Here is a 25,389-nt window from a genome sequence, read left to right on the forward strand (position 1 = left end):
CCTCACTGATTCTCGAAGTAGGTTTGAAGCTCGCCCCGTACCACCAGGTCGAACCGATACGCCAGGCAGTCCATGGGACGGCTGCGCGCCATGTCGAGACGGCCGATCATGGTCTCGACGGCCTCGGGGTCCTTGAGAGTCTGCACGATCGGGCAGAGCGGAATCAGCGGGTCACCTTCGAAATACATCTGGGTGATCAGGCGGGTGGAAATCGATGGGCCCATCACCGACACGTGGATGTGCGCCGGGCGCCAGGTATTGATGCCGTTACCCCACGGATAGGGGCCGGGCTTGATGGTGCGAAAACGATACCAGCCCTGCTCGTCGGTGAGGCAACGCCCTACGCCACCAAAATTGGGGTCCAGCGGTGCCAGGTAGCCATCCTTCTTGTGGCGATAGCGACCGCCGGCATTGGCCTGCCACATCTCCACCAAGGTATGCGGGACCGGCTTGCCGAACTGATCGACCACCCGGCCGAACAGGATGATGCGCTCGCCCACCGGCAGGCCCGCCGCTCCCGCCAGGGCGGGGTCCTCGCGGAAGTTCATCAGCAGGTCGTTATCATGGGGCCCCATGCGTAATTGCCGAAAATCCGGCCCGGTCAGCTCGGAGACGCTGGGCGTCTGCAGGCTGACCAGCGCCTGGCTCGGCGAACGAGCCACGGAGGTCTTGTAGCCGGGGGCATAGGCCGGTGGATGCCAGTCACGGTCGCGCTCCACGAAGCGTTTGTTATCGTCTTGCATCTTGGTGTCTCTTGCTGGCTGACAGAAGGCGACGCACCGCACCCGGCGGCTCGTCGGCCAATGATCGCAGTGTGGCGGCTGACCCTCAGGCTGCCAATTGACGTCTCGGCGAGAGGTCATAACCTGGTGGTTATGGACTCGGCAGCCACCCCGCGCAATACTTCGCAGAATCCTTCCAGTGCCAGCGAGGGCTCCATGCTGGCGTTGGTACATAACCCCACCGAACCGCCCTGCTGTTCCAGCCGCAGCGCCAGCTCGACGACACGGCCGGCCTCGAGATCGTCGATCACCGCTTCTCTCGGGGCCACCCAGATAGCGTCGCCATCCTGCGTGTAACGGTGACTGATCGGCAGCGACAGGGTTTCCAGCAGTTGTGCGGGCAAGTCCAGCGAGTGGCGCACGCAGAAACTGTCGACCTGCTGGCGTAGCGTGGTCTGCGGCGGCGGAATCACCCAGGGGAATTCGGTCAGCCGACTGGGGGCCAGCGGCTCGATGCCGGCCAGGGGATGGCCGGCGCGCACCACCAGCATCAACGGCTCGTAGTAGAGATGCTCGAAGGTCAGATCGCGGATCTCGCGCGCCTCGGTCATGCGCCCCACCACCAGATCGAGTTCACCGAGGCGCAGTTGAGAAAGCAGGAAGGCACTGCGGCCGGTCACCACATTGACGCCGACCCGATCCGCCGACTGGGTAGCCTGCCAACGCCGAATCGCCGTGGGCAGCAGGTGACTCTCCACGGTGGACAGCGCCCCCACGCGCAACCAGCGCGCGCCCTGATGGGCATCGCCGACCGCACTGATGCCTTCTTCCAGCGTCCGGATCGCCGGCCCGGCATGGCGCAAGAACGTCAGACCCGACTGGCTCAATGCCACACCCTGGGCACCACGCTCGAAGAGCTCGGTTCCCAGGATGTCCTCGAGTTCGCGGATGGTCTTGGATACCCCGGGCTGGGTAATCGCCAGGCTCTCGGCGGCCCGCGCGAAACTGCGATGCTTGGCGACCTCAAGAAAGGCCTGGAGATGGCGCAACTTGATACGCGGGCTCAACACACCTCAGCCTCCCGTTTGTGTCCCATCCAACGCCACGCCCCCGTCACGGCCGGTCGTGTCCTCATTCCAGGGTCTCGCCCCAGCCGAGTTGCTTGGCCAACGCGAAGGCGTGGTTGGCCGCCGGCACACCGCCATAGACCGCCACATGCATCAGCACCTGGCGTAGCTGGGCTTCGCTGAGGCCGATGCGCTTGGCCGTCTTGAGATGCAGTTCCAGCTCCTCGCGCCCCAGGGCGGCCAGGATGCCGGTGGTGACCATGCTGCGCTCGGCCCGGGTCAGGTCGCCGTTGCCCCACAGCTCCCCCCAGGCCAGACGGGTGATCATCTGCTGGAAAGGGGCATCCAGCGAAGTGGCGTTCTCGGTCGAGCGCGCCACGTGCGCCTCGCCCAGCACCTGTTTGCGGGTCTCGAGTCCCTCGGCATAGGCCACGCCCTGCTCGCCGACCTGGGAGCGATCCGGGGCCATCCACAGCAGCAGTCGCTTGGCGAGCGCCTCGGGAAACTCCACCGAAGGCACATGCCCCAGGTTCTCGAGAATCTCCAGCGGCGCGCCGCCACACTCGGCCGCCAGGGCTTGCAGGGTCTCGGGCGGCGTCGCCATGTCCTCGCTCCCGCCAAGCAGGTGCACGTCGACTCCCCCGGGCTGGGAACAAGCCGCCTTGAGCTTGCCGCGGAAATCGGTGCGGCCGAGCATTTCGCAGAGCCGGGCATAGGATTCGGCATCGCCACGCCCCATGACAGTTCGCCAGCCCTCTGCCAGCGCCGGGTCGCGCTTGTTCAGGTCGGCGGCAAACCAGCGCGGCACGATCTCGCCGGATAACGCCACCAGGCCCTCGTCGCGCACCCGACCCGCTCGCGTGTTCCACAGCTCGGCATTGCCGATCACCGCCCCGGTGTTGGTCAAAACCGCCGACAAAAGCCGATCGGCATGCTCGGAGAGCAATTGCTTGCCGATGACGCCGCCAATGGAGGTGCCGACGAAGTGGAAGCGCGTGTCGCCGGCCTGCTCGACCAGTGCCAGAGCATCGGCGGCCAACGCGGCCGGAGTGATATCGCCACCATCTGCTGGCCAGGCCTCACTGGCACCATGGCCCGGCAGATCCCAGGTCAGCACCCGATAACGCGGCAGCAATGCCGGTAGAACGTCGTCCCACACCGCCTGGGTCATGCCCAGCGGATGCGCCAGGATCACCAGCGGATTGGCCTCGGCGCCCAGCAGACGATAGGCAACGTTGCGTCCGTTGACGTTAATAAAAGCCATGACTGACTCCTTGCTTGAAAGCGGAACTAACCGAATACGGCCAATGCGACGAAAGTGCTGACAATGGCGATGCCGGAAATCCCCAACCAGATCACCAGGTATCCCATGATGTCGCGTGCCGACAGGCCCGCCACCCCCAACAGCGGAAGCGCCCAGAAGGGCTGGATCTGATTGGTCCAGCCATCTCCCCAGGTGAACGCCATGATGGTTTGCGCCGGATTAGCCCCCAATGCCGCGGCTGCTTCCATCATGATGGGCCCCTGAATGGCCCACTGCCCGCCGCCCGACGGGATGAAGAAGTTCACGGCACCCGCGGACAGAAAGGTGAGTAGCGGGAAGGTCGTCGGCGTGGCGAACGAGATGATGGCCTCAGAAAACTGGGTGACCAGACCGGCGCTGGTCATCATGCCGGCGATACCCGCATAGAGCGGAAACTGGATGATGATACCGCGTGCCGCATGGACCGCTTTCTCGGCCGCGTGCAGGTAACTTGCCGGGTTTTGGTGCAGCAGCAGCCCGAGGGCCAGAAAGACCAGGATGATGGTATTCAGATTGATGCTGAATCCTTGCGCAACAACCTTGTTCAGCAAGTAGCCCGCCGCCAGAAGCCCCATGAAAAGTGTCGGCCAGCGGCTGTTCTCGATCCGGTCCGACGGTGTCTGGTGCGACTTATCGACTGCCGTCTTCCCTTGCTCGTCCTCGCTGTCCACTCTCAGCCGGACGATCTTGTCGGGTTGCTTCTGCAACATGAAAAACAGCACCAGCAGGCCCAGCAATCCAGCGGTCAGCGCCATGTTCCAGACAGAGTAGAGCGTTTCGGCCACCGGCACGATACCGATGGCATCCTCCATGAAGTGATCGGGCGTCGCGATGACCAACGGGATGGAAGACGAAGGGCCGCGCACCAACTCTCCTCCGTAGGCCGCGACCACGATAAGCGGAAAGTGAACGGCGACCCGACGCCCCATCTCCCGGGCCAGGATGGCGCCGGCCACCATCCCGAACCCCCAGTTCAGGTAGTAGCAGACGAAGCTCACCACGATCGTTAGCACCAACGCCTGTTTCGGCGTGTTGGCCTGCCGGGTCAATCCGGTCAGCAGACGCTGCATCGGCGCCGTCAGCGCCAGCACATATCCCGTCAGTAGTACCAGGGTCATCTGCATCCCGAACGTGAACAGGTTGGAGAAGCCGTCGCCCCAGTAATGCGCCATGTTCTGGGGCGACTCTCCGCCAACGGCCATCCCCAGAACAAAGACGATGGCGGTGAGCATTACCGCCAGAACGAATGCGCTCGGCAGATAACGCTGAACGACCCGTACGGAAAAGTTGGTTATTGCTTGCATTGGCCACTCGCCCAGCGCTTGGTCACACCCGCTCGATCAGCGTGGCGATACCCTGCCCCACCCCGACGCACATGGTGCACAGCGCATAGCGCTTGCCGGTACGTTGCAGTTCGTGGGCGGCGGTCATCAGCAGCCGCGCCCCGGACATGCCCAGCGGATGGCCCAGGGCGATGGCGCCGCCGTTGGGGTTGACCCGAGGGTCGTCGTCTTCGAGCCCGAGATCGCGCATGCAGGCCAGTGCCTGGGCGGCGAAGGCTTCGTTGAGTTCGATGACGTCGATCTCGTCGAGGGAGACGCCGGTACGCGCCAGCAGGCGGCGCACGGCGGGCACCGGGCCATAGCCCATGATGCGTGGTTCCACGCCGGCGGTGGCCATGCCGACAATCCGCGCCATGGGCTCGAGCCCATGCTGTTCCACGGCCTGCTGGCTGGCCACCAGCATGGCGGCGGCCCCGTCGTTTACGCCGGAGGCGTTGCCCGCGGTGACGCTGCCGCCTTCTGCCTTGAAGGGCGTCGGCAGCTTGGCGAGCTTCTCGACAGTGGTGCCGGCACGCGGGTGCTCGTCGGTGTCGAAGACCAGCGGCTCCTGCTTGCGACGCGGAATCTCGATGGCGACGATTTCCTCGGCAAAGCGACCGGCCTGCTGGGCCTCGGCGACCTTGGCCTGGGAGCGCGCGGCGAAGGCGTCCTGGTCCTCGCGGGAGATGCCGAACTGCTCGGCCACGTTCTCTGCGGTCTCGGGCATCGAGTGGGTATCGTAGACCTTCTTCATCAACGGATTGACGAAGCGCCAGCCAATGGTGGTGTCCTCGATCTTCTGCCCACGGTCGAAGGCGGTCTCGGCCTTGCCCATCACGTAGGGCGCCCGGGACATGGACTCCACGCCGCCGGCCAGTGCCAGCTCCATTTCACCGGCCTTGATGGCGCGAAAGGCCGTGCCCACCGCGTCCATGCCGGAGCCGCACAGGCGGTTGAGCGTAGTGCCGGGCACCGAAGGCGGCAGACCGGCCAGCAGTGACGACATGCGCGCCACGTTGCGGTTGTCTTCACCGGCCTGATTGGCGCAGCCCATGAAGACTTCCTCGATCGCCTCGGGAGCCAGACCGGGTGCCTGCACCAGCACGGCCTTGAAGATATCGGCGGCCAGGTCGTCGGGGCGCACACTTGCCAGGGTGCCGCCGAAGCGGCCGATGGCACTGCGGCGCGGATGACAGATGAAAGCGTCACTCATGATTCACTGATCTCCTGAAATTCGCCTCTAGAGCGCTTTAACGCGAATTGATGAAATTCGCCTCTAGAACGAGGCGAGCGATGGCCAGACAAGGCGAGAGACAGCGAAAAAGCAGAGTTTACGGAGGAGTAAATGAGCATTTTGAGCAGTCTCTCAACACCGTATGGCCAAGCGCAGACCGTTATAGAGCGAATTTACTGGCCACCATGGGCGCGAGCGGTTCTCTCCTTGAGCTCGCGCAGCACCTCGAGCTCGCGGGCACTGGGTACCGGTGTGCTCTCCAGCGTCTCGGCGAAACGGATCTCCCAACCGGTGGCCTCCTGCACCTGCTCGGCGGTCACGCCTGGATGCAGCGATACCACCACCAGCTCCTTGGTTTCGGGATCCGGCTTCATCACGCACAGGTCGGTGATAACCCGAGTCGGGCCACGGCCGATGTTGGGCACGCCATCGCGGCCCTTGCCGTCGCGACCGAAGCCCAGGGTGGTGACGAAGTCGACCTCGTCGACGAAGGTGCGCTTGGAATGCTTGAGGGTAATGAACACCTCACCGGCGTTGGTGGCGATCTCCGGCGCGCCGCCACCGCCCGGCAGGCGCACCTTGGGTGCGGTGTAATCGCCGATCAGGGTGGTGTTGAGATTGCAGTAGCGATCGATCTGGGCGGTGCCCAGAAAGCCCACGTCGACCTTTCCCCCCTGCAGCCAGTAGCGGAACATCTCGGGCACCGAGACGGTGGTCAGCGCAGTCTCGCACAGCTCGCCGTCGCCGATGGACAGCGGCAGCACGTCCGGCTTGGTCTGCAAGGTGCCAGATTCATAGATCAGCACCACATCGGGAGCATGAGTCAGCCGCGCCAGATTGGCAGCCTCGGACGGCAGCCCGATGCCGACGAAGCAGGTCGTGCCATTTTCCAGGGCACGCGCCGCCGTGACGGTCATCATCTCGGAGGAGGTGTAGTCCGGGTGATTGTCGACAGAACTCATCAGGCATTCCCCCCTGCGTTCATGACGTTGTCATCGATCCACTGGGTGAAGGTGTCGCGGTCGCGCGCGATGGCATCCCACTCCTTGTAGAAGTGGTTGTCGCGCGGGTAGTAGCCATGCGCGTAGGACGGCAACGAGCCCTTCTCGGCGACGCTGATGGCGTCGATCGCCCAGCCCGGAATCACGCAGGCATTGGGGTGCGCCTCGAGGTCATCGACGATCTCCTCAACGGTGACGATGCTGTGCCTGGCGGCCAGCACGGCTTCCTTCTGCACGCCGACGATGCCCTCGACCAGCACGTTGCCGGCCCGATCGGCTTTCTGGGCGTGCACGATGGACACATCCGGCCGTACCGAAGGCACGGCGGCCAGACGTTCGCCGGTGAAGGGGCATTCGATGAACTTGATCTGGTCGTTGACGCGGGGCAGTTCGCTGCCTACATAGCCGCGCAGCACGGCCAGCGGCAGCCCAGCGGCGCCGGCCTCGAAGGCACACGCCATGGCGGCGTGACTGTGTTCGAGAATCTCGATCTTGTGCGGCCAGCCTTTTTCGACGGCATCGCGCAGGCGGTGCAACGACCCGACCCCAGGATTGCCGCCCCAGGAGAAGATCACCTTCCTAGCGCAACCGGCACCGATCAGCTGGTCATAGACCAGATCCGGCGTCATGCGGATCAGCGTCAGATCGCGCTTGCCCTGACGGATGATCTCGTGTCCGGCAGCGAAGGGAATCAGATGGGTGAAGCCTTCCATGGCCACGGTAGCGCCGTCTTCGACGTAGCGTGCCACCGCATCATGCAGGCTGAGGATCTCGGCCATGATGGTTTGCCTCTGGTTGAATCGCGCACCGGTGCTTGTCGCAACGCCTCATGGGCACCGAGACTTGTCACTCGGCAAGGTGCGCTGTACGAACATAGGTTTGTTATACGAACAAAATAATCCGCCAGCTCCGGCCCGTCAAACGCGCACGAAAAACGGGGGCAGGTGTTCCCTGCCCCCGTTCAGGACGTTTCTTTCACTTGAGTTTCAGTCTATTAGCGATCTTCCAACCAAGCCCGAGCGCGATCCACCTGCGCCTGACTGCTACCAAGGTATAACGCCGGATCCGTGACCGCCTCGAGATCCGCCCGCCCGATTTCGCCCGACAGCTCACCATGACGCGACACCATCAACGCCTCGAGCGAATCGGCGTACGGGATCCGCTGCTGGCGTGCCTGCTCCGCCGCCTCCGCGGCCAGGGCCTTGGCCTGTTCCGTCCCCAGGTGAGGCGTCAGCAACCTGGTGACCGGCTCGGCCATGATCGCGCCACCGGTCACCGTGAGATTGCGCTGCATGGCCTCGGCGTGCACCTCCAGCCCCTCGAGCAACACGGCAGCCTGTTCGAGGGCTCCCTCCAGCAATAGCGCACTGTCGAGCAGTGGCGCCCATTCGGCATGCCACTCGCCCAACCCGCGCTCCAGCGGCTGGGCCGTGGCATTGAGTATGACCGTGGTGTGACCATGGATCTGACGACAGGCGCCCCGGATCATCGCGCAGCGCACCGGGTTACGCTTGTGGGGCATGGACGACGACTCGCCCATGCCTTCCCCGGCGGGCTCGGCCACCTCGCCGAGCTCGGTCTGAGTCATCAGCGACACGTCCAGCGCCAACTTCTCGACGGCCCCGGCCGCACCATCGAAGGCCGTCGCCAGGGCATGGATCGGCTGGCGATCGGTGTGCCAGGGCAACACCGGCGCCGAGAGGCCCAGGCGCTCGGCGAGGCCGTCCATGACAGTGAGTCCCAGGGTTTCCCAGCCAGAATGCACCCCCACGGCCCCACCGAACTGCACGGGCAGCCCCGGTTCGGCCAGGGTGGCGAGACGGCGGCGCGCCTGCTCCAGCCCCAAGGCCCAGTGGGCCACCTTGACGCCGAAGGTGATCGGCAACGCCTGCTGCATCAGGGTGCGCCCGACCATCGGCGTCCGAGCGTGAGCCTCCATCAGCGGCAACGCCGCGCGTCGACAGCGGGCCAGCAAGGCATCCAGACGGGCCAGGCGTGGCGTCAGCAGAAGCATCAGGGCAGAATCGACCACGTCCTGGCTGGTCGCGCCAAGATGCCAGTAGGGCTTGAGATCATCGGGGAGCACTGCTCGTCCGGCCTTGACGAAAGGAATGGCGGCGTTGCCGCCGCTGGCCACACCCTCGGCTATTGCGCCCGGATCGAAATCGTGACTCTCGAGGCAGGCTCGCATGCGTCGACTGACCCCAGCAGGAATGGCCCCTTTGGCCTCCTGAGTCTCGACCAGCGCCAGTTCGAAAGCCAGCATGGCGCCGACGAAGTCCTCGTCGCGGGACGCGGCCAGACCGCTCTGGCTCATGAAGGGATGCTGGATCAGGGCGTCGGGCATGACAGGCTCTCCACTGGCAGGAACGGCCGGCTCTCGCAGGGAGTCGGCGCATCACTTGACATAAGTCGCACAGGTGTTCGCAATTCGAACAACTATGCTAGATTGAGGGCGAGCGACCTAGCAAGTCGACATGAACCATAGCGAAGGCACCCTCATGCAAGACGATACCCTGACCCCCGATGATCGCGACTTCGTGACAGCGCTGGCCAGCGGCCTCGAGGTCATCCAGGCCTTCGACGACGAAACCCCGCGCATGACGCTGAGCGAAGTCGCCGCCAAGACGGACATGAACCGAGCCCGTGCTCGCCGCTTCCTGCTGACGCTGCATGCCCTGGGCTACGTTCGCAAGCAGCAACGTCACTTCGAGCTTGCCCCCAAGGCACTGCAACTCGGGTATGCCTTCCTGTCGGCCAACAACTACCGCTCGGTGATCCAGCAATACCTGGAGGACATCACCGATGAAATCGGCGAGTCGTCGTCGATGGGTGTGCTGGACGGTAACGATGTGATCTATGTGGCCCGCTCTTCCGCCAAGCATCGCCTGATGGCGATCACCCTGTCGGTCGGCACGCGCCTGCCGGCGGCCTATACCTCGATGGGGCGTGTGCTGCTGTCGCAGTTGCCGGATGACGAACTGGCCCGCTATCTCGAACAAGTGAAGCTCGAGCCACATACCGAGCGTTCCATCACCGATACGGCCCAGTTGCGCAACTGCATCGAGCAGGTACGCCAGCAGGGATACAGCATCGTCGACCAGGAACTGGACCCGGGATTGCGCTCCCTGGCAGTCCCGGCCTTCGACGCCAACGGCAAGCTGCTCGGTGCCATCAACATCAGCACCAATGCCGCGCGCATCGACTTCGACACCCTGACACGGTCATTCCTGCCGTTGCTGCGGGACAAGGTGCAACTGATCAAGACCCATGTCAGCTGAGCACAACGCCTGACACCTGACCCCGCCACCCTCACCATGCCGCAGGCGGAGCATCGCGCGGCCTTTCACACGAGACGGGAGCACAGCGGCAAGGAGGCCTCGAATGCTCGACATTCTCGCTATCACCACCCCGATCTTCGCCATCATCGGCCTTGGTTACCTGGCCCGGGCCGGCCGCATCATTGGTCATGAGCCGTTGCAGGGCATCGGCATCTTCGTCATGTACTTCGCCCTTCCGGCGCTGGTCATACGCGCCCTGACCCAGAACCCGCTAGGCGAGGTCTTCGATCCCGACTACCTGTTGGCCTACGGGGCCGGCTCCCTCGTGGTGTTCGCGCTCGGCCTGGCGTTCACCCTCGGGTTGGAGCACAAACCCCTGGGCACCGGTGCCATCCAGGCCCTTGGCATGTCGGCGTCCAACAGCGGCTTCATCGGCTACCCGGTAGCCGCCATGGTGTTGGGATCCCCCGCCGCGATGTTCCTCGCCTTGAACATGCTGATCGAGAACCTGCTGATCATTCCCTTAGCCCTGACCCTTGCCGAGCTGGGCCGCCAGACTGGTAATGGCTTCCGCGGGACACTGCACCAGACAGCTCTTCGCCTGGTGCGCAACCCCGTGCTGATCGGACTGCTGATCGGTGTTCTGCTCGCCGTCATGGGCCGCCCCATCCCTGCTCCCCTGGCCAAGGCCATCGATATGCTGGCCGGTGCCGCCGGCCCCGCTGCGCTCTTCGTGATCGGCGGCTCACTGTACGGCCTGCGCCCCAAGGGCATGGTCCGGGACATGGGCCAGATCGCCATCGGCAAGCTGGTGCTACACCCATTGGCGGTGTTCGGCATTTTCCTTCTGCTGCCGGATATCGATCCACTGCTGCTTACCGGCGCCCTGCTGTTCGCCTGCGCCCCGATGATCAGCGTCTATCCGATATTCGGGCAGCGCTTCGGGCTGAGCGATATCACTGCCGCCGCCCTGATGGTCAGCACCCTGGGGTCCTTTGTGACCATCAGCCTGGTGCTGTGGCTGATGCGGCATAGCGGCCTGTTCGCTCTGTCCTCCGGCTAGCTCGAACGCGTGACCCATGGTGGTACATGCATGCTCCTGAGCATGAATCGGGCTACAACCTTTCTCGCCAGCCATCCCAAGGCGGGAAAGGCGACACCTCCTCGAGCACAAAATCCATGAAGGCACGCACCTTGGGTGCCCTGAGCCGGCGCTCGGACGTCAAGACATAAAGCTCGCGATGGCCGGGCATGACCTCGCTACGCCATGCCTCGAGCAGCGCCACCAGAGTCCCCGAAGCCAACTCCTCAGCGATCAGCCAGGTGGGAAACATGACCAGCCCCTGGCCAAGAAGCGCCGCTCTCAGCAAGCTCTCAGCATCATTGCTGACGAGGCTACCATCGACCTCATGGGCGACTTCCCTCTCCCCATCGTCCTGCTGGAAATACCAACGCTGGCGGCCCAGCTCTCCCTGGTAGATCAGGCAGTCATGCTCGACAAGTGCCTCGGGAGCTTCCGGCCTTCCCCGCCTTGCCAGGTAGTCGGGTGACGCTGCGACGACGTAGTTCATCGGCGCCAGTTGCCGTGCAATCAGCGATGAATCGGATAAATGACCGACTCGGAAGGTAATGTCATGGCCTTCGCGCACCGGGTCGACGACGTGATCGCTCAACTGCAGTTCCGCCTTGATACCCGGGAAACGGCATTGAAAGCGATGAAGCAACGGCACGATCTGGCGCTGGCCGAAGGCCACCGGAGCATTGATGCGCAACACACCACTAGGTTCCGCCTGTGGTTGATTCAGCGCTTCGGTTGCCATGTCGAGGCGTTCGAGAATATCGCGAACCTCTTCGTAATAGCGCCAACCGGCCTCGGTCAGGGTGACGGCACGGGTGTGCCGATAGAACAGCGGCTGCCCCACCGATTCTTCCAGTCCACGAATCTGTCGCGAAACGGATGATACGGCGCGGTGAAAATGGTGCGCGGCGGCGGTAAAGCTGCCGGTGGCGGCGACACGTTCGAATACGCGCAAGGCGTTCAGGTCCATCGTATCAAGGCTCATTATGTTGCGATATACGCAATAAAGATTTGCAATACTACCGATTGTAGCAACAGCAGCCCTCTATCAAGCTGTATCCATCGATCTGGCGTGAAGCCGGATCTTCTTGAACTTCCAAGAGGGACACTGATCATGCGCAAAGGCACAGCACTCGTTGTGGGCGCCACCGGTATCACCGGCGGCAATCTGGCTTCTTATCTGGTTGCCAGCGGGTGGACCGTTTACGGTCTATCGCGCCGTGCCACCGAACAGAGCGGCGTGATTCCCGTTGCCGCCGATCTGCTGGACAAGCCGGCCACCGAGCAAGCGCTCGCCGGGCTGCCGATCACACATGTTTTCTACTGCACCTGGGTTCGTCGCGACAATGAGAAGGCCAACGTTGAAGCCAACAGTGCGATGATGCGTCATCTGTTCGAAGCGCTCGATAGCGATAACCTGCAACATGCCTCGCTGGTGACCGGCACCAAACAGTATCTAGGGTCGTTCGAGGCCTACGGCAGTGGGCGTATCGAGACTCCATTCCGTGAATCCGAGCCGCGCGTGCCGGGCGATAACTTCTACTACGCCTTGGAAGACGTACTGTTAGAGGCCGCCGAGCATCACGGCTTTGCCTGGAACGTGCACCGACCGCACACCGTGATCGGATATGCCCGCGGCAACGCCATGAACATGGGCACGACGCTTGCCGTCTACGCATCGATCTGCAAGGCAACCGGCCAGCCGTTTGTGTTCCCGGGATCGCAGACTCAGTGGAATGCGCTGACCGACATGACCGATGCTCTCGTGCTGGCACGGCAGATGGAATGGGCGGCGACCACGCCGGGCGCAGCGAATCAAGCCTTCAATACGGTCAATGGCGATGTCTTCCGCTGGCGCCGCATGTGGCATGAGATCGGTGAATACTTCGGCCTCAAGGTGGCTGACTGCCCCGAGACACCGCAGCCGCTGGAGGATCAGATGGCCAACGCGGAATCGACCTGGCGCGAAATCGCCGCAAAGCACGATCTCGTCGAGCCGGACGTCGACAAGCTGGCTTCCTGGTGGCACACCGACGCCGACCTGGGTCGCGACCAGGAATGTGTCAACGACACCACCAAGTCCCGCGACTTCGGCTTCAGCCATTTCCGCGAGACTCGCGGTGCCTTTTTTGATCTATTCGATCGGCTTCGCGCCGAGAAGGTCATCCCCTGAGATTGGGAAGGCAGGATCGATGAATGAAGCCTTGGGCTTTAGTCTGCCTGCAGCGCAGCCGTCCCGTGAAGGACTATAAATCCGCGCAAGTCACTCGCGAAGCTGGTCCAGCGTGTCGCTCATCCAGCCGTGATCAATGCCTCCAGGGCGGCATGGTAGCCCTGACTACCGAGTCCGGCGATGACCCCATCGGCCCGCAGCGATACGTAGGAGTGGTGGCGAAAGGCCTCGCGCTTGTGCACGTTCGAGAGATGTACCTCGATCACCTTGCCGTCGAAGGCATTGAGCGCATCCAGAATGGCCACCGAAGTGTGGGTATAAGCGGCCGGATTGATGATGATCGCCGCGGTGCCATCTAGCCGAGCGGCATGGATGGCATCGATCAGCTCGCCCTCATGGTTGCTCTGCCGGCAGGCCAGCTCCCAGCCGGCCCGTGCCGCTTGCTCGCGCAGGTCGCGGTCGATATCGGCCAGGGTCTCGCGACCGTAGATCTCCGGTTGACGCGTACCCAGTAGGTTGAGGTTGGGGCCATGCAGGACCAGGACCTTGTGCATCGTGATGGTTTCCTTATCGATAAGCCGGTTTCATGAGGCCGGCTCAAGCAACCGTTCCCACACCGCGATGACAGTATCGCGATGCGCCTTGAAGTCCTCGACGTCGCCAAACGCCGGATCGCCTGTCAGGGCCGAGCGGTGGGATGCCGTGCGGCAAGCCAGGTAAGCGTCACGCAGGCGGCGACAGTCGTCGGCCGGCAGCCGGCCGGTCTCCTCGAGGGTCTCGAGGATGCGCATGTTGTCACTGTAGGTCAGCAATGCGGGCGTCTCGTGCCCCATGGCCAGCACGGCGTACTGGCACAGGAACTCGATATCGACCATGCCGCCCGGGTCGTGCTTGAGGTCGAAACGACCGGCATCGGCCTTGCCGCTCAGGTGTTCGCGCATCCGATGGCGCATGGCCACGACCTCACCGCGCAGCTCGTCGAGGTCGCGTTCGCTGCCGAGGATAGCGCCACGTACCTCGGCGAAACGCTCGCTCAGGGTTTCGTGGCCCGCCACCACGCGTGCCCGAACCAGGGCCTGGTGTTCCCAGGTCCAGGCTTCGCGGCGCTGGTAGTCGGCGAAGGCATCGAGGCTCGAGACCAGCAATCCCGAATTGCCCGAGGGGCGCAGGCGCATGTCGACCTCGTAGAGGCTGCCCGCCGGCGTCATGGCGGTGAGCAGGTGGATGATGCGCTGGCCGAGTCGAGTGAAGAACACCGCATTGTCGATGGGCCTGGCCCCGTCGGTGCTGCCCTGGCCGGCGCCATCGTGCAGGAATACCAGATCCAGATCCGAACCATAGCCAAGCTCGATGCCCCCGAGCTTGCCGTAGCCGACGATCAGAAATTCCGGCACCTGGCCACAGCGGCCGCCGTCACGGCGTTCGGGAAAGCCATGCTTGCGGGTCAGATGCTTCCAGGCCATGGCCAGTACCGCCTCGAGCACCACTTCGGCGATATAGGTCAGATAATCGCTGACCTTCATCAAGTGGCGGGTGCCGGCGATGTCCGAGGCGGCAACGTGCAGCACCTGAGCATGCTTGAACACCCGTAACGCCTCAAGCTGGCCCTCTTCGTCATCCTCGGGGATTCGCCCCAGCGCCTGGCGCAACTCGTCGGCCAGGCGCGCCTTGTCCGCCGGCGTGTACAGCGTATCCGGCGTGAGCAGCTCGTCGAGCAGGATGGGATGGCGCGCCAACTGGTCGGCGATCCAGGGGCTGGCGCTGCACAGCCGCATGAGATGTTCCAGAGCCACCGGATTCTCGCGCAGCAACGCCAGATAGGCGGTGCGTCGCAGTACCGCCTCGATCAAGGGCAGCACGCGTTCCAAGGCAGTGTCGGGCGCGTCGCTGTCCGCGGCAGCCTCCAGCAGCAGCGGCATCAGGGCATCGAGGCGCTCGAAGCCGATGCGCTGCATGCTCTGGACCTGGCGAGAACGACGCAATGCCATCAATCGACGATGGCTGGCCGCCGCCGCGTCGAAGCCACCGGCCTCGAGCAGTGCCAGGGCCTCCTCCTCACTTTCATGCCCGCGCCACAGGGCTCGCCACTCCTCGAGGTCGACTCCGCTGTTCGTCTCCGAGGCGCCTTCGTCCGGCTCCACTTCCTCTTCGGGGTCGGCGATCACCGCATCGAAATGCCGACGCACCCGGGCGCGGACTTCGTCGAGGCGCCCCATCACCGCCGGCCAGTCCTCCATGTCCAGCCCCAGGGCGACACGCTCACGCTCGAGCTCACCTTCGGGCAGCATCTGGGTCTGGCGATCCTCGAGCGCCTGCAGGACATGCTCCAGATCGCGCAGGAAGCGATAGTCCGGCTCGAGCTCGTCGACCACCTCCTGCGGCAGCAGCCCCAGCGCCGGCAGACGTTCGAGCGCGCTGCGCAACGAGGTCACTTGCAGCTCGGTATCACGCCCACCGCGGATCAACTGGAAGGCCTGGACCACGAACTCGACCTCGCGAATGCCGCCGGGCCCGAGCTTGATGTTGCCTTCCATGCCACGGCGTTTCACCTCGCGGTTGATCATCGACTTCAACTCGCGCAGCGACTCGATGGCACCGAAATCGAGATACTTGCGATAGACGAAGGGCCGCAGGCTCGCCAGCAACTCATCACCGGCATCCACGTCGCCGGCCACCGGTCGCGCCTTGAGCATGGCGTAGCGCTCCCACTCCCGGCCCTGATCCTGATAATAGCCGGCCAGGGAGGCGAAGCTGCCGACCAGCGGGCCGCCATCCCCCAGAGGGCGCAGCCGCATGTCGACCCGGAAGGCGAAACCGTCGGCGGTCACCGCGTCCAGCGCAGCGATCAGCTTCTGGCCAAGCTTGGTGAAATATTCCTGATGTTCCAGCGACTTGCGCCCGCCCTGGGTCTCGCCCTTCTCGGGGAAGGCGAAGATCAGGTCGATATCGGAAGACAGGTTGAGTTCGCCGGCCCCGAGCTTGCCCATGCCCAGCACCACCAGGCGTTGCTCGCTGCCGTCGGCTCGCGCGGCGGGTCGTCCCCAACGCGGCTCGACGTACTTCTCGAGCCAGCTCAGCGCCGCCTCCAGGCACACCTCGGCCAGGCGCGACACGGCGCCGCTGGTGTGCCACATATCGATGCCTTGCGGGCGCGTCAGGTCGCGCCAGACGATGCCCAGCATGCGAGCCTGCCGAAAGCGGCGGATGGCGGCATGCATGGCGGCTTCGTCCTCGGCGTCTTCGAGACGTTCCTCGAGCGACTCGCGCAGGGTTGCCTCGGAGGGCGCGGCATCCAGTTCGCCCTCCGCATCCAGATGGGCGAGCCATTCGGGATGGCGCACCAGCGTCTCCACGGCAAAACCGGAAACGGCCAGCACCCGGGCCAGTTGTTCGCACCGCTCGGGAGACAGCGCCGTCCAGCATTCACTCGGCGCCTCCTGGCCCTGCATCGACGCCAGATTGTCGGCCTGCTCGAGCGAAGCGGTGAGACGCTCCCAAGTATGCCGCAACGCCGAGGTCAGCGGTTCGGGAATGGCATCCAGGGGCAGGAAATCAGCAGGCAGGGCCATGGGCGTCTCATCGTCGGCTGGCGAATGCCCTCAGCATAACCAAGCACACGCCTCGGACACTAGGCGCGTTTAAGAAAGCACCGACTCAACCCAGAAACTTGTCCCACAGCAACAACCCCCAGGTCAGTCCGGCAAAGACCAATGCCAGCATCACCGCCGCCGAGCCGATGTCCTTGGCACGCCCGGAGAGCTTGTGACGCTCGGGGCCAATGCGATCCACCACGCTCTCGACAGCGGTGTTGAGCAACTCGACGATCAACACCAGCAGGCAACTGCCGACCAGCAAGAGCCACTCCACCGGCGCCTCACCGATCCACCATGCCAGGGGAATCAGCACCAGGCAGAGGCCGAGCTCCTGGCGAAAGGCCGACTCGTAGCGATAGGCCGCCTTGAGCCCCTTGAAGGAATAGCGAGTGGAATGCACCAGATGGCGCAGGCCGGTGTGTCCAGGTTTCATCTGCCAGTATCCATCGATCAGCCAGGGTATGAGCAGCGATGGTAGCAGAACCGATGCACAGTTCCTCTAGGGAGCCAGGTAGGCCAGGGCTCCGGTGGTCAACGCCGCTATTCCCGTCCGTATGGTCGCCTCCTGCCCGGGGAAGTAATACGGTGAATGCGGCATTTCCAGATGACGCATCTTTTCGGAGATCCCCTCGCCTGGCGTCTCCCGCCAGCGTGCCTCGGGCGTCGCGCCGATGAACCAATAGACACAGGGAATATCATCACCGCCGAAACCTCCCGCCATGGCATTGCCGAAGTAGGGAAAATCCTCGCTGCCGTTGAGTCGCGGCATGGCGAAAAGCTGCGACTCACCAAAATATTCGGCATGGGCACGACGCACCCGCTCGACGGCTTCCTCATCATTGTGCAGTGATATGGTCTCGGTGAGTGTGTGAAACTCCGGATCTCGAGGCGAGCGGCCCGCCTCGCACTCGGCCCGCACGATGCGTTCGATGGCCTCGAGCACGCGGCGGTGCAGTGCGTTGTCGAAACTGCGCACGTTGATCTCGAGTTCCGCCGTATGGGGAATGATGTTGCCCTGGGTCCCGGCATGCAGCTTGCCGACCGTGACCACGACGGTTTCCTCCGGAGGCACTTCCCGGGCCACGATGGTCTGCAGACGCGTCACCACATACGCAGCGATCACCACGGGATCCACGGTATGGGCCGGCATGGAACCGTGCCCACCATCGCCATGGATGGTCACCCTCAAGGTAGTGGCGGCCGCCATGGCGTTACCCGCGAGATGGCCGAGCGTGCCGGCCATGGCCGGCATATTATGCTGCCCAAGCACGATATCCGGACGCGCGAAACGCTCATAGAGGCCGTCATCGAGCATCGCCCGCGCACCACCGAAGATTTCCTCGGCGGGCTGGGCAACCAGCATCAGGGTTCCCTGCCACTGCGCCTTGAGATCCGCTAGCACGGACGCGGCACCGACCAAGCAACTGCTGTGCAGATCATGACCACAAGCATGCATCACCGGCACCCTCTTGCCCTCAGCGTTCTCGGCGGTTTCCCGACTGGCAAACTCGACCCCGGTCTGCTCCTCGATGGGCAAGGCATCCATGTCGCCCCGCAACATCACCGTCGGCCCCTCGCCATTGCGCATCAGGGCCACCACCCCGGTGCCACCGACGCCGCGCGTTACCTCGAAGCCCAGAGTTTCCAATGCCTCGGCAAGCCGTGCGCTGGTACGGTGCTCTTGGAAGGGTAGCTCCGGCTGACAGTGAATCGCCTGGTAGAGGTCTTGAACCCGTTCGAAAGTCGACTCGACCTGACTCTCGACGGCCGCCCTGATGTCTAGATGTGGATGTTGGTGATTCATGGTTCTCTCCATCGGGTCAGCAAAGGGGATGGCCTCAATCGAGGACGCGAGCGGCCCCACGTTCACGCAGCAGCGCCTGGCACAGGCCAAGCACTGCCAGATTGGCGAGCATGCCCCAGACACCGGCATGCCACCCCAGCGGTGAGCCGAAACCAAACTCGAGCAGCAGGAAAGAGAGGCTGCCGGCGATGGCACCGGCCATGGCGCTGCGACGATTCAGCAATGGGAAGAAAAGCGCTCCCAGCACCATCGGCAGAAGTTGCACGATCAGTCCGTAGGCGGTGAGCAGGATCATCACCAGAGAGGCAGGGTTGAACAGAGCGAGACCATAGGCGATCAACGACAGCGCCAGCACGCTCCAGCGAGTCGCGGCCACTGTGGCCCGCTCGCCGACATCACGCATCAACGTGGTACCGAGGACATCACGCACCAATACCACGGCTGCGGTATGAGCCAGGTTGGCGCCGGTGGACATGGCTGCCGCCAGCGCTCCGGAAAGCATCAACCCAACCACCCACGGCGGAAACGCCGCGACTTCCATCACCAGTTTCAACAGTACGGTATCCGGGCGCTTCAGGGGCATCTCGGCAAACACCAGCGCCCCCGCAAAGCCGATAAACAACAAGGGCACCAGCAGATAGGCATAAAGCGGATAGAAAACGCTGACCCGACGCAGGGTCCGGCCGCTGTCGGCCGAATAGAACTTCATGAACATGTGCGGCCACATGGCGCCGCCGAAGGCACTAACCAGAATGGCCGTGCTGAAATAGCCCCAGCCCATGTTGGTCGCCCCAGGCAGGACGAGATGCTCGGGCGCCTCGATCTGGAGACGCGCGAACATCTCACCAACACCGCCGAACAGATGCTCGGGGATCGCCAGTCCCAGAAACCAGGCAATGGCAATCATCATGATGCCCTGCACCAGGTTGGTCCAGCCGATACCACTTAGGCCACTACAGAACACATAGGCCGCCACCACCAGAAAGGCCAGCAGAGCACCCAACCAGAAAGGGACCAAGCCATCGGTGGCGGCCTGAAACAGCAGTCCGGCCCCGGCGATTTGGATGGTCAGATAGGGCACCAGCGCCATGACGCCGATGATCCCAGCCAGCACGCCCAGCGGCCGACTGCGATAATGGTCGGCGAGCATATCGCCTTGGGTCAGATAGCCTCGTTCACGGCCCAATGCCGCCACCCTGGGCCCCAGCACCCAGATGGTGATGGGTACCAGCGACAGATAAGCCAGTATGTAGAAGGCCGGGGCACCATGCTGGTAGGCCCAACCCGGCGTACCGAGAAAGGCAAAGGCCGAGAAGACCTCGGCGCCGAGGATGAAGAACAGGATCACCACCCCGACGTGGCGGCCACCTGCCACATAGCCCTCCAGGCCGGAACCGCCCCGTCCTCGGGCCCGTAACCCGACCCAGAGTACGATACCGAGATAAGCCAGGGTGATGGCCGTGACGATCATCGCATCATTCATCGCGACCTCCCGCAGGCCGCACGACGAAAGCCGCCCACATGCCGAGGAACAGCACCAGCATCCACAGGATGTACCAGGCGAACAGGAAAGGCAGGCCGAGCATGGTCGGCTCGACGCGATTGGCGATCAACGCACCGGGCCAGATCATGGCCAGGGTGCATAAAGTGAAGTGCCCGCCGACCAGAAGGGAATACAGCGTCTTGTTCATGGGATTGTCCAGCTCGCCGAAGCGAATCTTGTTATGGATTGTCACTGGACTATGGCGCAGGCTAGGCGATATAAAAAATATCCATAATGGATTCCATCCATATCATTTCGATATTGCCAGCAAGGGTCGTGCATGGAATTCCGACAACTCCAGTATTTTCTCGCCGTGGTGGAGGAAGGCTCGTTGTCCGCGGCAAGCCGACGAGTTCATGTCGCCCAGCCCGCCCTGACGCGCCAGATTCGCTTACTGGAAGAAGATCTCGAGACTCGGCTGTTCAACCGACATGCCCGCGGCATGCGACTCACAGTAGCCGGCCGGGCGCTCCACGAAGAAGCTCGGGAACTCCTCGATCAACGCACACGGCTACGCACACGCCTTTCGACTCTGGGCCAAGGGGTGACGGGTCGAGTCAGTCTCGGCGTGACGGTGACCCACCTGTGGGTTCCCGAAGTGGCTCGCCTGCTGTCAAGTTATCGGGATCACTACCCTCGAGTGGCCTTCGAGGTCTTTCCACTGCTGTCGGGTCCTCAACTCGATCGGCTGCAGGATGGCGGGCTGGATGCCGGCATCCTTTATCTCGACGGAGGTGAATTGCCCGGCTTGGAAACACGGCTGTTGCAACGCGACCACCTGCTGCTGGCCGTCCCGGAGAATTCCCGTTGGGCGACATCACCACCAGCAAGCCTGCACGAGCTGGCGGACGCAGACGTCATCTGGGGTTTCCGACACGCCTCGCCACAGTATCATGACCGCATACAGGCGCACTTTCGCCGACTCGACTTCCAGCCCCGGGTCGTGCAGTACGGTGCGGACAATATCGCCATCCTCGGCATGGTCGCCGCCGGGCTCGGCATCGCCATCGTGCCCGCTGCCAGCAGCCACCACCCAATGCCCGGCGTGCACTTTCTACAGCTACCCGAGCTCGATACGTGCGATATGCTGCTGTGGCTCGCCTGGCGGCCGGACAATGACTCGCCGGCCCTCCACAATCTGGTATCGCTGGCGACTCAATGAGCCTCGATCAGTGCGGCCAAATCCTCGGACAGGCGTTCCAGCACCATTGTCCAGTTGAGATACGGCGTCGACTCGGTGCCGTTGACCAGCACGGTGAAGGCGCCCCAACGATTCGACCGGGTGCGGAAATAGCCGGTCATCGCGCGTACCTGCACCGGTTCATTGAGGGTGCCGGTCTTGACCATCACACGGTCCTGAAAGCTCGAAGGCCCCTTGCGGATGAAGCGCATCACGCCGTTGCTGGGTGACTGCAGTCCGGCCACGAAGCTGGGAAACAGGGAGGGCTGAGCGAACATGTACGCCAGCAGGCTGTTCACACCGCTGGCGGTGGTGCGGTTCTCCGGTGTCAGGCCGCTGCCGCTGCGCAGCGTCAGCGGGCCATGGTCGGGAATGCCGGCCGCGAAGGCTTCGATGGCGGCACCGCCTTGTTCCAGGGACGGACGCGGGCCAGCTGCCATATCCAGCGCCAGCACATCGGCCATGAAGTTGTTGGAGTAATTGAGCGTCCGCAGCAGAACCTCCTGAAGCGGTTCGCCATCCACCGCGGCCAGCTCGCGTGCCGAGGCCAAGGGTTTCGTTGTGCTGGTGGTATGCCCGCCCTGGACCTGGATACCGGCACGCTCGAGCATCGCCATCAGCAGTTGCGCAGTCTGCTCGGCCGGAGCGGCACTGGCACGGTAGAGATCCCGGGGATGGGAATTGGTGGAAATCTGCCCGCTGACGCGCACCACATCAGCGCCGCCTTCGGTCAACCGCAGGGCCGATAGCTGGGTCCCACTATTGGCGGCCTTGGTGTCGACCCGGTTGTCGATGCCCGGCAGCAGAACCTTGCTGTCGCAGCCGGTAACCGTGGCTGGCACACCGGGCGCCGAGCCCGGCGCGACGTTCACGCACCAGCTACCGAAGTTGACACCCGCGGAGGACAGCAGCGCACTGTAGGCGTTGTCCACTCGGCTACGCGCCTCGCAACGATCGGTCGTGATGCAGTCCACCGGCCCGAAACGCCACTGGCTGACCACCAGCCGGCCGGTCACCTCGCGCACGCCGGCTTGGTACAGCCGTTGAACCAGGCGCCACAGGTCTTCGCTGGTCAGTGCCGGATCACCGCCGCCATCGAACACCAGGTCGCCGCCGAGCACGCCATCGGGACCGGGCTCGGCCGTGCTGACCAGACGCGTGGTGAAGCGATGCTGGGGGCCGAAACGGTCAAGGGCCGCTGCCGCCGTGTACACCTTGGAGACCGAGGCCGGTGACAGGGAAAGCGACGGCGACAGGCTCGCCAGAATCTCATCCGAGCGATCCCCCGTGCCCAGCAGGCGTGCCTCGGCACTGATGCGAAAGCCATCATCGGTCAGCGACGAGAGTCGTGGAAATCCCGCCGCCATGACGGACGATGGCAGCAATGACAAGACCAGCAGACAACAGCTCAGCGTGCGATGAAACATGACGGCATCCATGCAGCGTTATTCGGGCAACGGCGCGACTCCGCAGTTTACCCGGGCATGGAGGGCGTTTCGACCGTATCTCGGCTCAGTGTGGCGTCGACGAGGAAAACACCTGAATCACCGCCACGCCGCCGATGATCAGGGCCATGCCCACCACCGCCGGCAGATCGGGGCGTTCGCCGTAGACCACCATGCCGACCAGCGTTACCAGCACGATGCCAAGCCCCGCCCAGACCGCATAGGTAATGCCTACCGGCAGAGTGCGGAACACCAGCGTCAACAGATAGAAGGCCGTGACATAGCCCACCACCACCAGAACGCTCGGCCAGAAACGCGAAAACTCGTCCGATGCCTTGAGCGCCGATGTGGCGACGACCTCGGCGATGATCGCCAGGGCGAGAAATACATAACTCATCCGCACTCCCCCTGCGCCAGCCGCCGGCGCATGACATGATCGAAAAGCGTGTTGAATACCATGGCATAGAGCAGGAAAAACAGCATGAACCCGAGATCCAGCCAGAATGCCTCGACGATCCCGATGCCGAGCCACCAGGCCACCGCCGGCAGCGTCATGATCAAAAGCCCCAGCTCGAAGCCGAAGGCCTGGGCCATCCGCTGGACGAGGGAACGGCGTCGCGTCGGCACCCAGACATCGAAGAGCCGGTTCCAGACCAGGTTCCAGAGCATGGCAGCACTGGCCAGCCCCACCGCCAGCACTCCGATCTCGCTCAGGCCGTGACCGGTCAGCCAGCTCGCCAGCGGTGTTACCAGCACCAGTCCGCCCATTTCGAAAAGCAGAGTGTGCGTGATCCTTTCCTTCCAGGAACGCATCGTGACCTCCTCACTCGGGTCCCTCAGGCCAACATGGCCTCGACGTGGCCTCCTATTCTCGCCATGATGGCGATGGGTGCGAGTTGGAATCCATCAATTTTTCAGATAGGTCGCGTATATCATGCGTTGGAGTCTTGACCAGCTCGAAATCCTCATCGCCTGCGCCGAGCGGGGCTCTTTCTCGGCGGCGGCCCGCCATCTGGGCCGAGCCCAGTCCGCGATCAGCACCGCCATCGCGCACCTGGAGACCGACCTGGACTGCCAGCTATTCGACCGCACGGGCCGGATGCCCCGCCTCACCGAGGCAGGCGCCGCACTGCTCCACGAGGCGCGGGCGGTCATCCGCCAGTGTCAGCGACTCGAATCCCGGGCCCAAGCCATCGGCCAGGGCGAGGAAGCACGGCTGGTGCTGGCCATCGACGAGGCGCTGGTGGAAATGCCGCCGGTGGACGAGAGCCTGGAAGCATTGGCCGGCCACTACCCGGCCCTGCAACTGACGCTGCTCTATGGCGCCCAGGGCGATATCGCCGGCTGGGTGGAAGACCAGACCGCCGACCTTGGCATCCTCCTGCGCCAGCAGGGCCAGGGGCCGCTGCTGGAGGGCATTCGCATCGCCCATCTCCAGCAAGCCCTGGTCGTGGCGCGTCACCATCCCCTCGCCGAGCTTCCCGCGCCCTCAGCGGGCGATCTGGCCGGGCATCGCCAGCTATTGATCGCTTCACGCAGCGAGGGCGATGCCTGGCAACCACTGAGCGCCCAGTTCTGGCGACTCAACAGCTTCTACTCCATGGCCGAACTGGCGACCCGGGGGCTCGGTTGGGCCCTGGTACCACAGCACATCGCCCAATACCCGCCCTTTCGCGACGATCTCATCCACCTGGCCAGCGATGCCCTCGGCATCCCGCCGGTCATCGAGGTCGAGACGGTCTCCCGCCGCGACAGCGGACGCGGCCCCATCGCCCAGTGGCTACAGCGCACCCTGGGTGAACGGTTTCGCGATCACCGACTCAGATAACGCTTACTCGACAGGCAGCAGCTCGGGGCGATGCGGCAACTCGGTCACCAGCCGCCAGAGCGACTGCCCACTTTGCCGATACTTGCCCTCGAAGGGGGTCAGCGGCTCGCCATCAGGCTCGAACGCCTCGACGCCTGCCTCGACGCCAGTGGCCTGCCGCAATGCCAGGGCAAACTCCTCGACGTAGAGTCGCCAGTTGGAACGCAGCTCGAGGCGACCGCCCAGCGCCGGGATGACCGGAAAGATCGGGTGGCCATGCCAGCGCATCTTGAGATGCACCGACTTGGGATAGGGATTGGGATACAGCAGATAATGCCGCGCCGGCTGCCACCCCTCGGCCAGCGCCAGCCGCCAGAAATCGACCAGGTCGGCACGCACCAGCAGGGCGTTGTCGGGCAGCGGCCCGTGATCCCGCGACAAGCGATCGGCGCTGCGATCGACGCCGATCACCGCGCAGCCCGGGTGTTCACTGGCCAGGCGTCGGGTCGACAGCCCGACCCCGCAACCGGCATCCAGGATCAGTGGCATCCTCGCCCGGGCGTCACGCCAGTGCTCGGCTCGCTCGAACGCCTCGCGAGTATGGTCGGCCACAGGCTTGCGCAGGGGGTGTTGCAGCGCTCGCTCGACGCGACGCGTCAGATCCCGGTGGGGACCGGGCTGATTGGAGGTGATGGCGCGGGAATGTCCAGTCATGGGGGAACCGATGGCGATGTCGACGGTCGAGCATTCTAGCAGCCGCCATCGCCCCGGCGCAGCGGCCCGGCATGACGCCGTGGCGGGCCGGGTGCTATGATCCATGGCCTATCGAGAGACGA

General features: G+C 63.9%; 24 protein-coding genes. 5 read left to right on the forward strand and 19 right to left on the reverse strand.

What is annotated here, in order from left to right:
- Positions 1-2 precede the first annotated feature (2 nt).
- From pcaH to HSDC_RS05875, 8 genes are all read right to left on the reverse strand, one after another.
- Positions 3-743 carry a protocatechuate 3,4-dioxygenase subunit beta gene (gene pcaH, locus HSDC_RS05840; protein WP_064699009.1) on the reverse strand — a complete coding sequence of 247 codons (741 nt, stop codon included), beginning with the start codon at positions 741-743 and terminating at the stop codon, positions 3-5.
- 116 nt (positions 744-859) lie between these two features.
- Complete coding sequence (gene pcaQ / locus HSDC_RS05845) at positions 860-1,792, reverse strand: pca operon transcription factor PcaQ (RefSeq protein WP_064699010.1); 933 nt, start codon at positions 1,790-1,792, stop codon at positions 860-862.
- A gap of 61 nt (positions 1,793-1,853) precedes the next feature.
- Positions 1,854-3,053, reverse strand: a complete 1,200-nt coding sequence (locus tag HSDC_RS05850; protein WP_064699011.1) for an alpha/beta fold hydrolase — start codon at positions 3,051-3,053, stop codon at positions 1,854-1,856.
- A gap of 26 nt (positions 3,054-3,079) precedes the next feature.
- Positions 3,080-4,396 (reverse strand): short-chain fatty acid transporter, encoded by a 1,317-nt coding sequence (locus HSDC_RS05855; protein WP_064699012.1) that lies wholly within the window; start codon positions 4,394-4,396, stop codon positions 3,080-3,082.
- A gap of 22 nt (positions 4,397-4,418) precedes the next feature.
- Entirely contained in the window at positions 4,419-5,627 is a 1,209-nt protein-coding gene (gene pcaF / locus HSDC_RS05860) for a 3-oxoadipyl-CoA thiolase (RefSeq protein WP_064699013.1), read from the reverse strand.
- Positions 5,628-5,821: 194 nt separating this feature from the next.
- Positions 5,822-6,610: a CoA-transferase subunit beta gene (locus HSDC_RS05865; protein WP_064699014.1), complete on the reverse strand. Its 789-nt coding sequence runs from the start codon at positions 6,608-6,610 to the stop codon at positions 5,822-5,824.
- On the reverse strand, positions 6,610-7,428 hold the full coding sequence (locus HSDC_RS05870) for a CoA transferase subunit A (protein WP_064699015.1): 819 nt from the start codon (positions 7,426-7,428) through the stop codon (positions 6,610-6,612). Before HSDC_RS05870 ends, HSDC_RS05865 begins: the two co-directional genes overlap by 1 nt.
- Before the next feature lie 215 nt (positions 7,429-7,643).
- Entirely contained in the window at positions 7,644-8,996 is a 1,353-nt protein-coding gene (locus HSDC_RS05875) for a class-II fumarase/aspartase family protein (protein ID WP_064699016.1), read from the reverse strand.
- A 154-nt stretch (positions 8,997-9,150) separates the two neighbouring features.
- Here HSDC_RS05875 and HSDC_RS05880 point away from each other — a divergent pair, with 154 nt between their 5' ends.
- Positions 9,151-9,930, forward strand: a complete 780-nt coding sequence (locus HSDC_RS05880) for an IclR family transcriptional regulator domain-containing protein (RefSeq protein ID WP_064699085.1) — start codon at positions 9,151-9,153, stop codon at positions 9,928-9,930.
- Between the two features lie 103 nt (positions 9,931-10,033).
- The gene (locus tag HSDC_RS05885; RefSeq protein WP_064699017.1) at positions 10,034-10,993 is read left to right on the forward strand and encodes an AEC family transporter; all 960 of its coding nucleotides are present in this window, start codon (positions 10,034-10,036) and stop codon (positions 10,991-10,993) included.
- A gap of 52 nt (positions 10,994-11,045) precedes the next feature.
- Here the strand turns inward: HSDC_RS05885 and HSDC_RS05890 are convergent, their stop codons facing one another.
- The gene (locus tag HSDC_RS05890; RefSeq protein ID WP_064699018.1) at positions 11,046-11,978 is read right to left on the reverse strand and encodes a LysR family transcriptional regulator; all 933 of its coding nucleotides are present in this window, start codon (positions 11,976-11,978) and stop codon (positions 11,046-11,048) included.
- Positions 11,979-12,122: 144 nt separating this feature from the next.
- Between HSDC_RS05890 and HSDC_RS05895 the strand changes: the two genes are divergently transcribed.
- Positions 12,123-13,181, forward strand: coding sequence for an SDR family oxidoreductase (locus HSDC_RS05895; RefSeq protein ID WP_064699019.1), 1,059 nt, complete (start codon positions 12,123-12,125; stop codon positions 13,179-13,181).
- 119 nt (positions 13,182-13,300) lie between these two features.
- Here HSDC_RS05895 and aroQ read toward each other — a convergent pair whose 3' ends face one another.
- The 6 genes from aroQ to HSDC_RS05925 all read right to left on the reverse strand — a co-directional run bounded on the left by aroQ (position 13,301) and on the right by HSDC_RS05925 (position 20,269).
- Entirely contained in the window at positions 13,301-13,735 is a 435-nt protein-coding gene (gene aroQ / locus HSDC_RS05900; RefSeq protein WP_170862793.1) for a type II 3-dehydroquinate dehydratase, read from the reverse strand.
- A gap of 30 nt (positions 13,736-13,765) precedes the next feature.
- Complete coding sequence (glnE, locus tag HSDC_RS05905) at positions 13,766-16,750, reverse strand: bifunctional [glutamate--ammonia ligase]-adenylyl-L-tyrosine phosphorylase/[glutamate--ammonia-ligase] adenylyltransferase (protein WP_064699021.1); 2,985 nt, start codon at positions 16,748-16,750, stop codon at positions 13,766-13,768.
- An 85-nt stretch (positions 16,751-16,835) separates the two neighbouring features.
- A complete protein-coding gene (locus tag HSDC_RS05910; RefSeq protein ID WP_064699022.1) occupies positions 16,836-17,207 on the reverse strand; it encodes a diacylglycerol kinase in 372 nt (123 codons plus the stop codon).
- Positions 17,208-17,273: 66 nt separating this feature from the next.
- Positions 17,274-18,578 (reverse strand): amidohydrolase, encoded by a 1,305-nt coding sequence (locus HSDC_RS05915; protein ID WP_064699023.1) that lies wholly within the window; start codon positions 18,576-18,578, stop codon positions 17,274-17,276.
- A 34-nt stretch (positions 18,579-18,612) separates the two neighbouring features.
- Complete coding sequence (locus HSDC_RS05920; RefSeq protein WP_064699024.1) at positions 18,613-20,061, reverse strand: sodium:solute symporter family protein; 1,449 nt, start codon at positions 20,059-20,061, stop codon at positions 18,613-18,615.
- Complete coding sequence (locus tag HSDC_RS05925; RefSeq protein WP_064699086.1) at positions 20,054-20,269, reverse strand: hypothetical protein; 216 nt, start codon at positions 20,267-20,269, stop codon at positions 20,054-20,056. The genes HSDC_RS05920 and HSDC_RS05925 overlap by 8 nt, the downstream gene beginning before the upstream one ends.
- Before the next feature lie 132 nt (positions 20,270-20,401).
- Between HSDC_RS05925 and HSDC_RS05930 the strand changes: the two genes are divergently transcribed.
- Positions 20,402-21,283, forward strand: coding sequence for a LysR family transcriptional regulator (locus tag HSDC_RS05930; protein WP_064699025.1), 882 nt, complete (start codon positions 20,402-20,404; stop codon positions 21,281-21,283).
- Here the strand turns inward: HSDC_RS05930 and dacB are convergent.
- The 3 genes from dacB to HSDC_RS05945 all read right to left on the reverse strand — a co-directional run bounded on the left by dacB (position 21,277) and on the right by HSDC_RS05945 (position 23,559).
- Positions 21,277-22,728 (reverse strand): D-alanyl-D-alanine carboxypeptidase/D-alanyl-D-alanine endopeptidase, encoded by a 1,452-nt coding sequence (gene dacB / locus HSDC_RS05935; RefSeq protein WP_244534493.1) that lies wholly within the window; start codon positions 22,726-22,728, stop codon positions 21,277-21,279. The two genes, HSDC_RS05930 and dacB, sit on opposite strands and share 7 nt — an antisense overlap.
- Positions 22,729-22,813: 85 nt before the next feature.
- Positions 22,814-23,143 (reverse strand): DMT family transporter, encoded by a 330-nt coding sequence (locus HSDC_RS05940; RefSeq protein WP_064699027.1) that lies wholly within the window; start codon positions 23,141-23,143, stop codon positions 22,814-22,816.
- Complete coding sequence (locus HSDC_RS05945) at positions 23,140-23,559, reverse strand: PACE efflux transporter (protein ID WP_064699028.1); 420 nt, start codon at positions 23,557-23,559, stop codon at positions 23,140-23,142. Before HSDC_RS05945 ends, HSDC_RS05940 begins: the two co-directional genes overlap by 4 nt.
- A 121-nt stretch (positions 23,560-23,680) precedes the next feature.
- Here HSDC_RS05945 and HSDC_RS05950 point away from each other — a divergent pair, with 121 nt between their 5' ends.
- Positions 23,681-24,574 carry a LysR family transcriptional regulator gene (locus tag HSDC_RS05950; RefSeq protein WP_064699029.1) on the forward strand — a complete coding sequence of 298 codons (894 nt, stop codon included), beginning with the start codon at positions 23,681-23,683 and terminating at the stop codon, positions 24,572-24,574.
- A gap of 3 nt (positions 24,575-24,577) precedes the next feature.
- Here the strand turns inward: HSDC_RS05950 and trmB are convergent, their stop codons facing one another.
- Positions 24,578-25,267 carry a tRNA (guanine(46)-N(7))-methyltransferase TrmB gene (gene trmB / locus HSDC_RS05955; RefSeq protein ID WP_064699030.1) on the reverse strand — a complete coding sequence of 230 codons (690 nt, stop codon included), beginning with the start codon at positions 25,265-25,267 and terminating at the stop codon, positions 24,578-24,580.
- Between the last annotated feature and the right edge of the window lie 122 nt (positions 25,268-25,389).

Source organism: Halomonas caseinilytica (genome assembly GCF_001662285.1).
Taxonomy (GTDB): domain Bacteria; phylum Pseudomonadota; class Gammaproteobacteria; order Pseudomonadales; family Halomonadaceae; genus Halomonas; species Halomonas caseinilytica.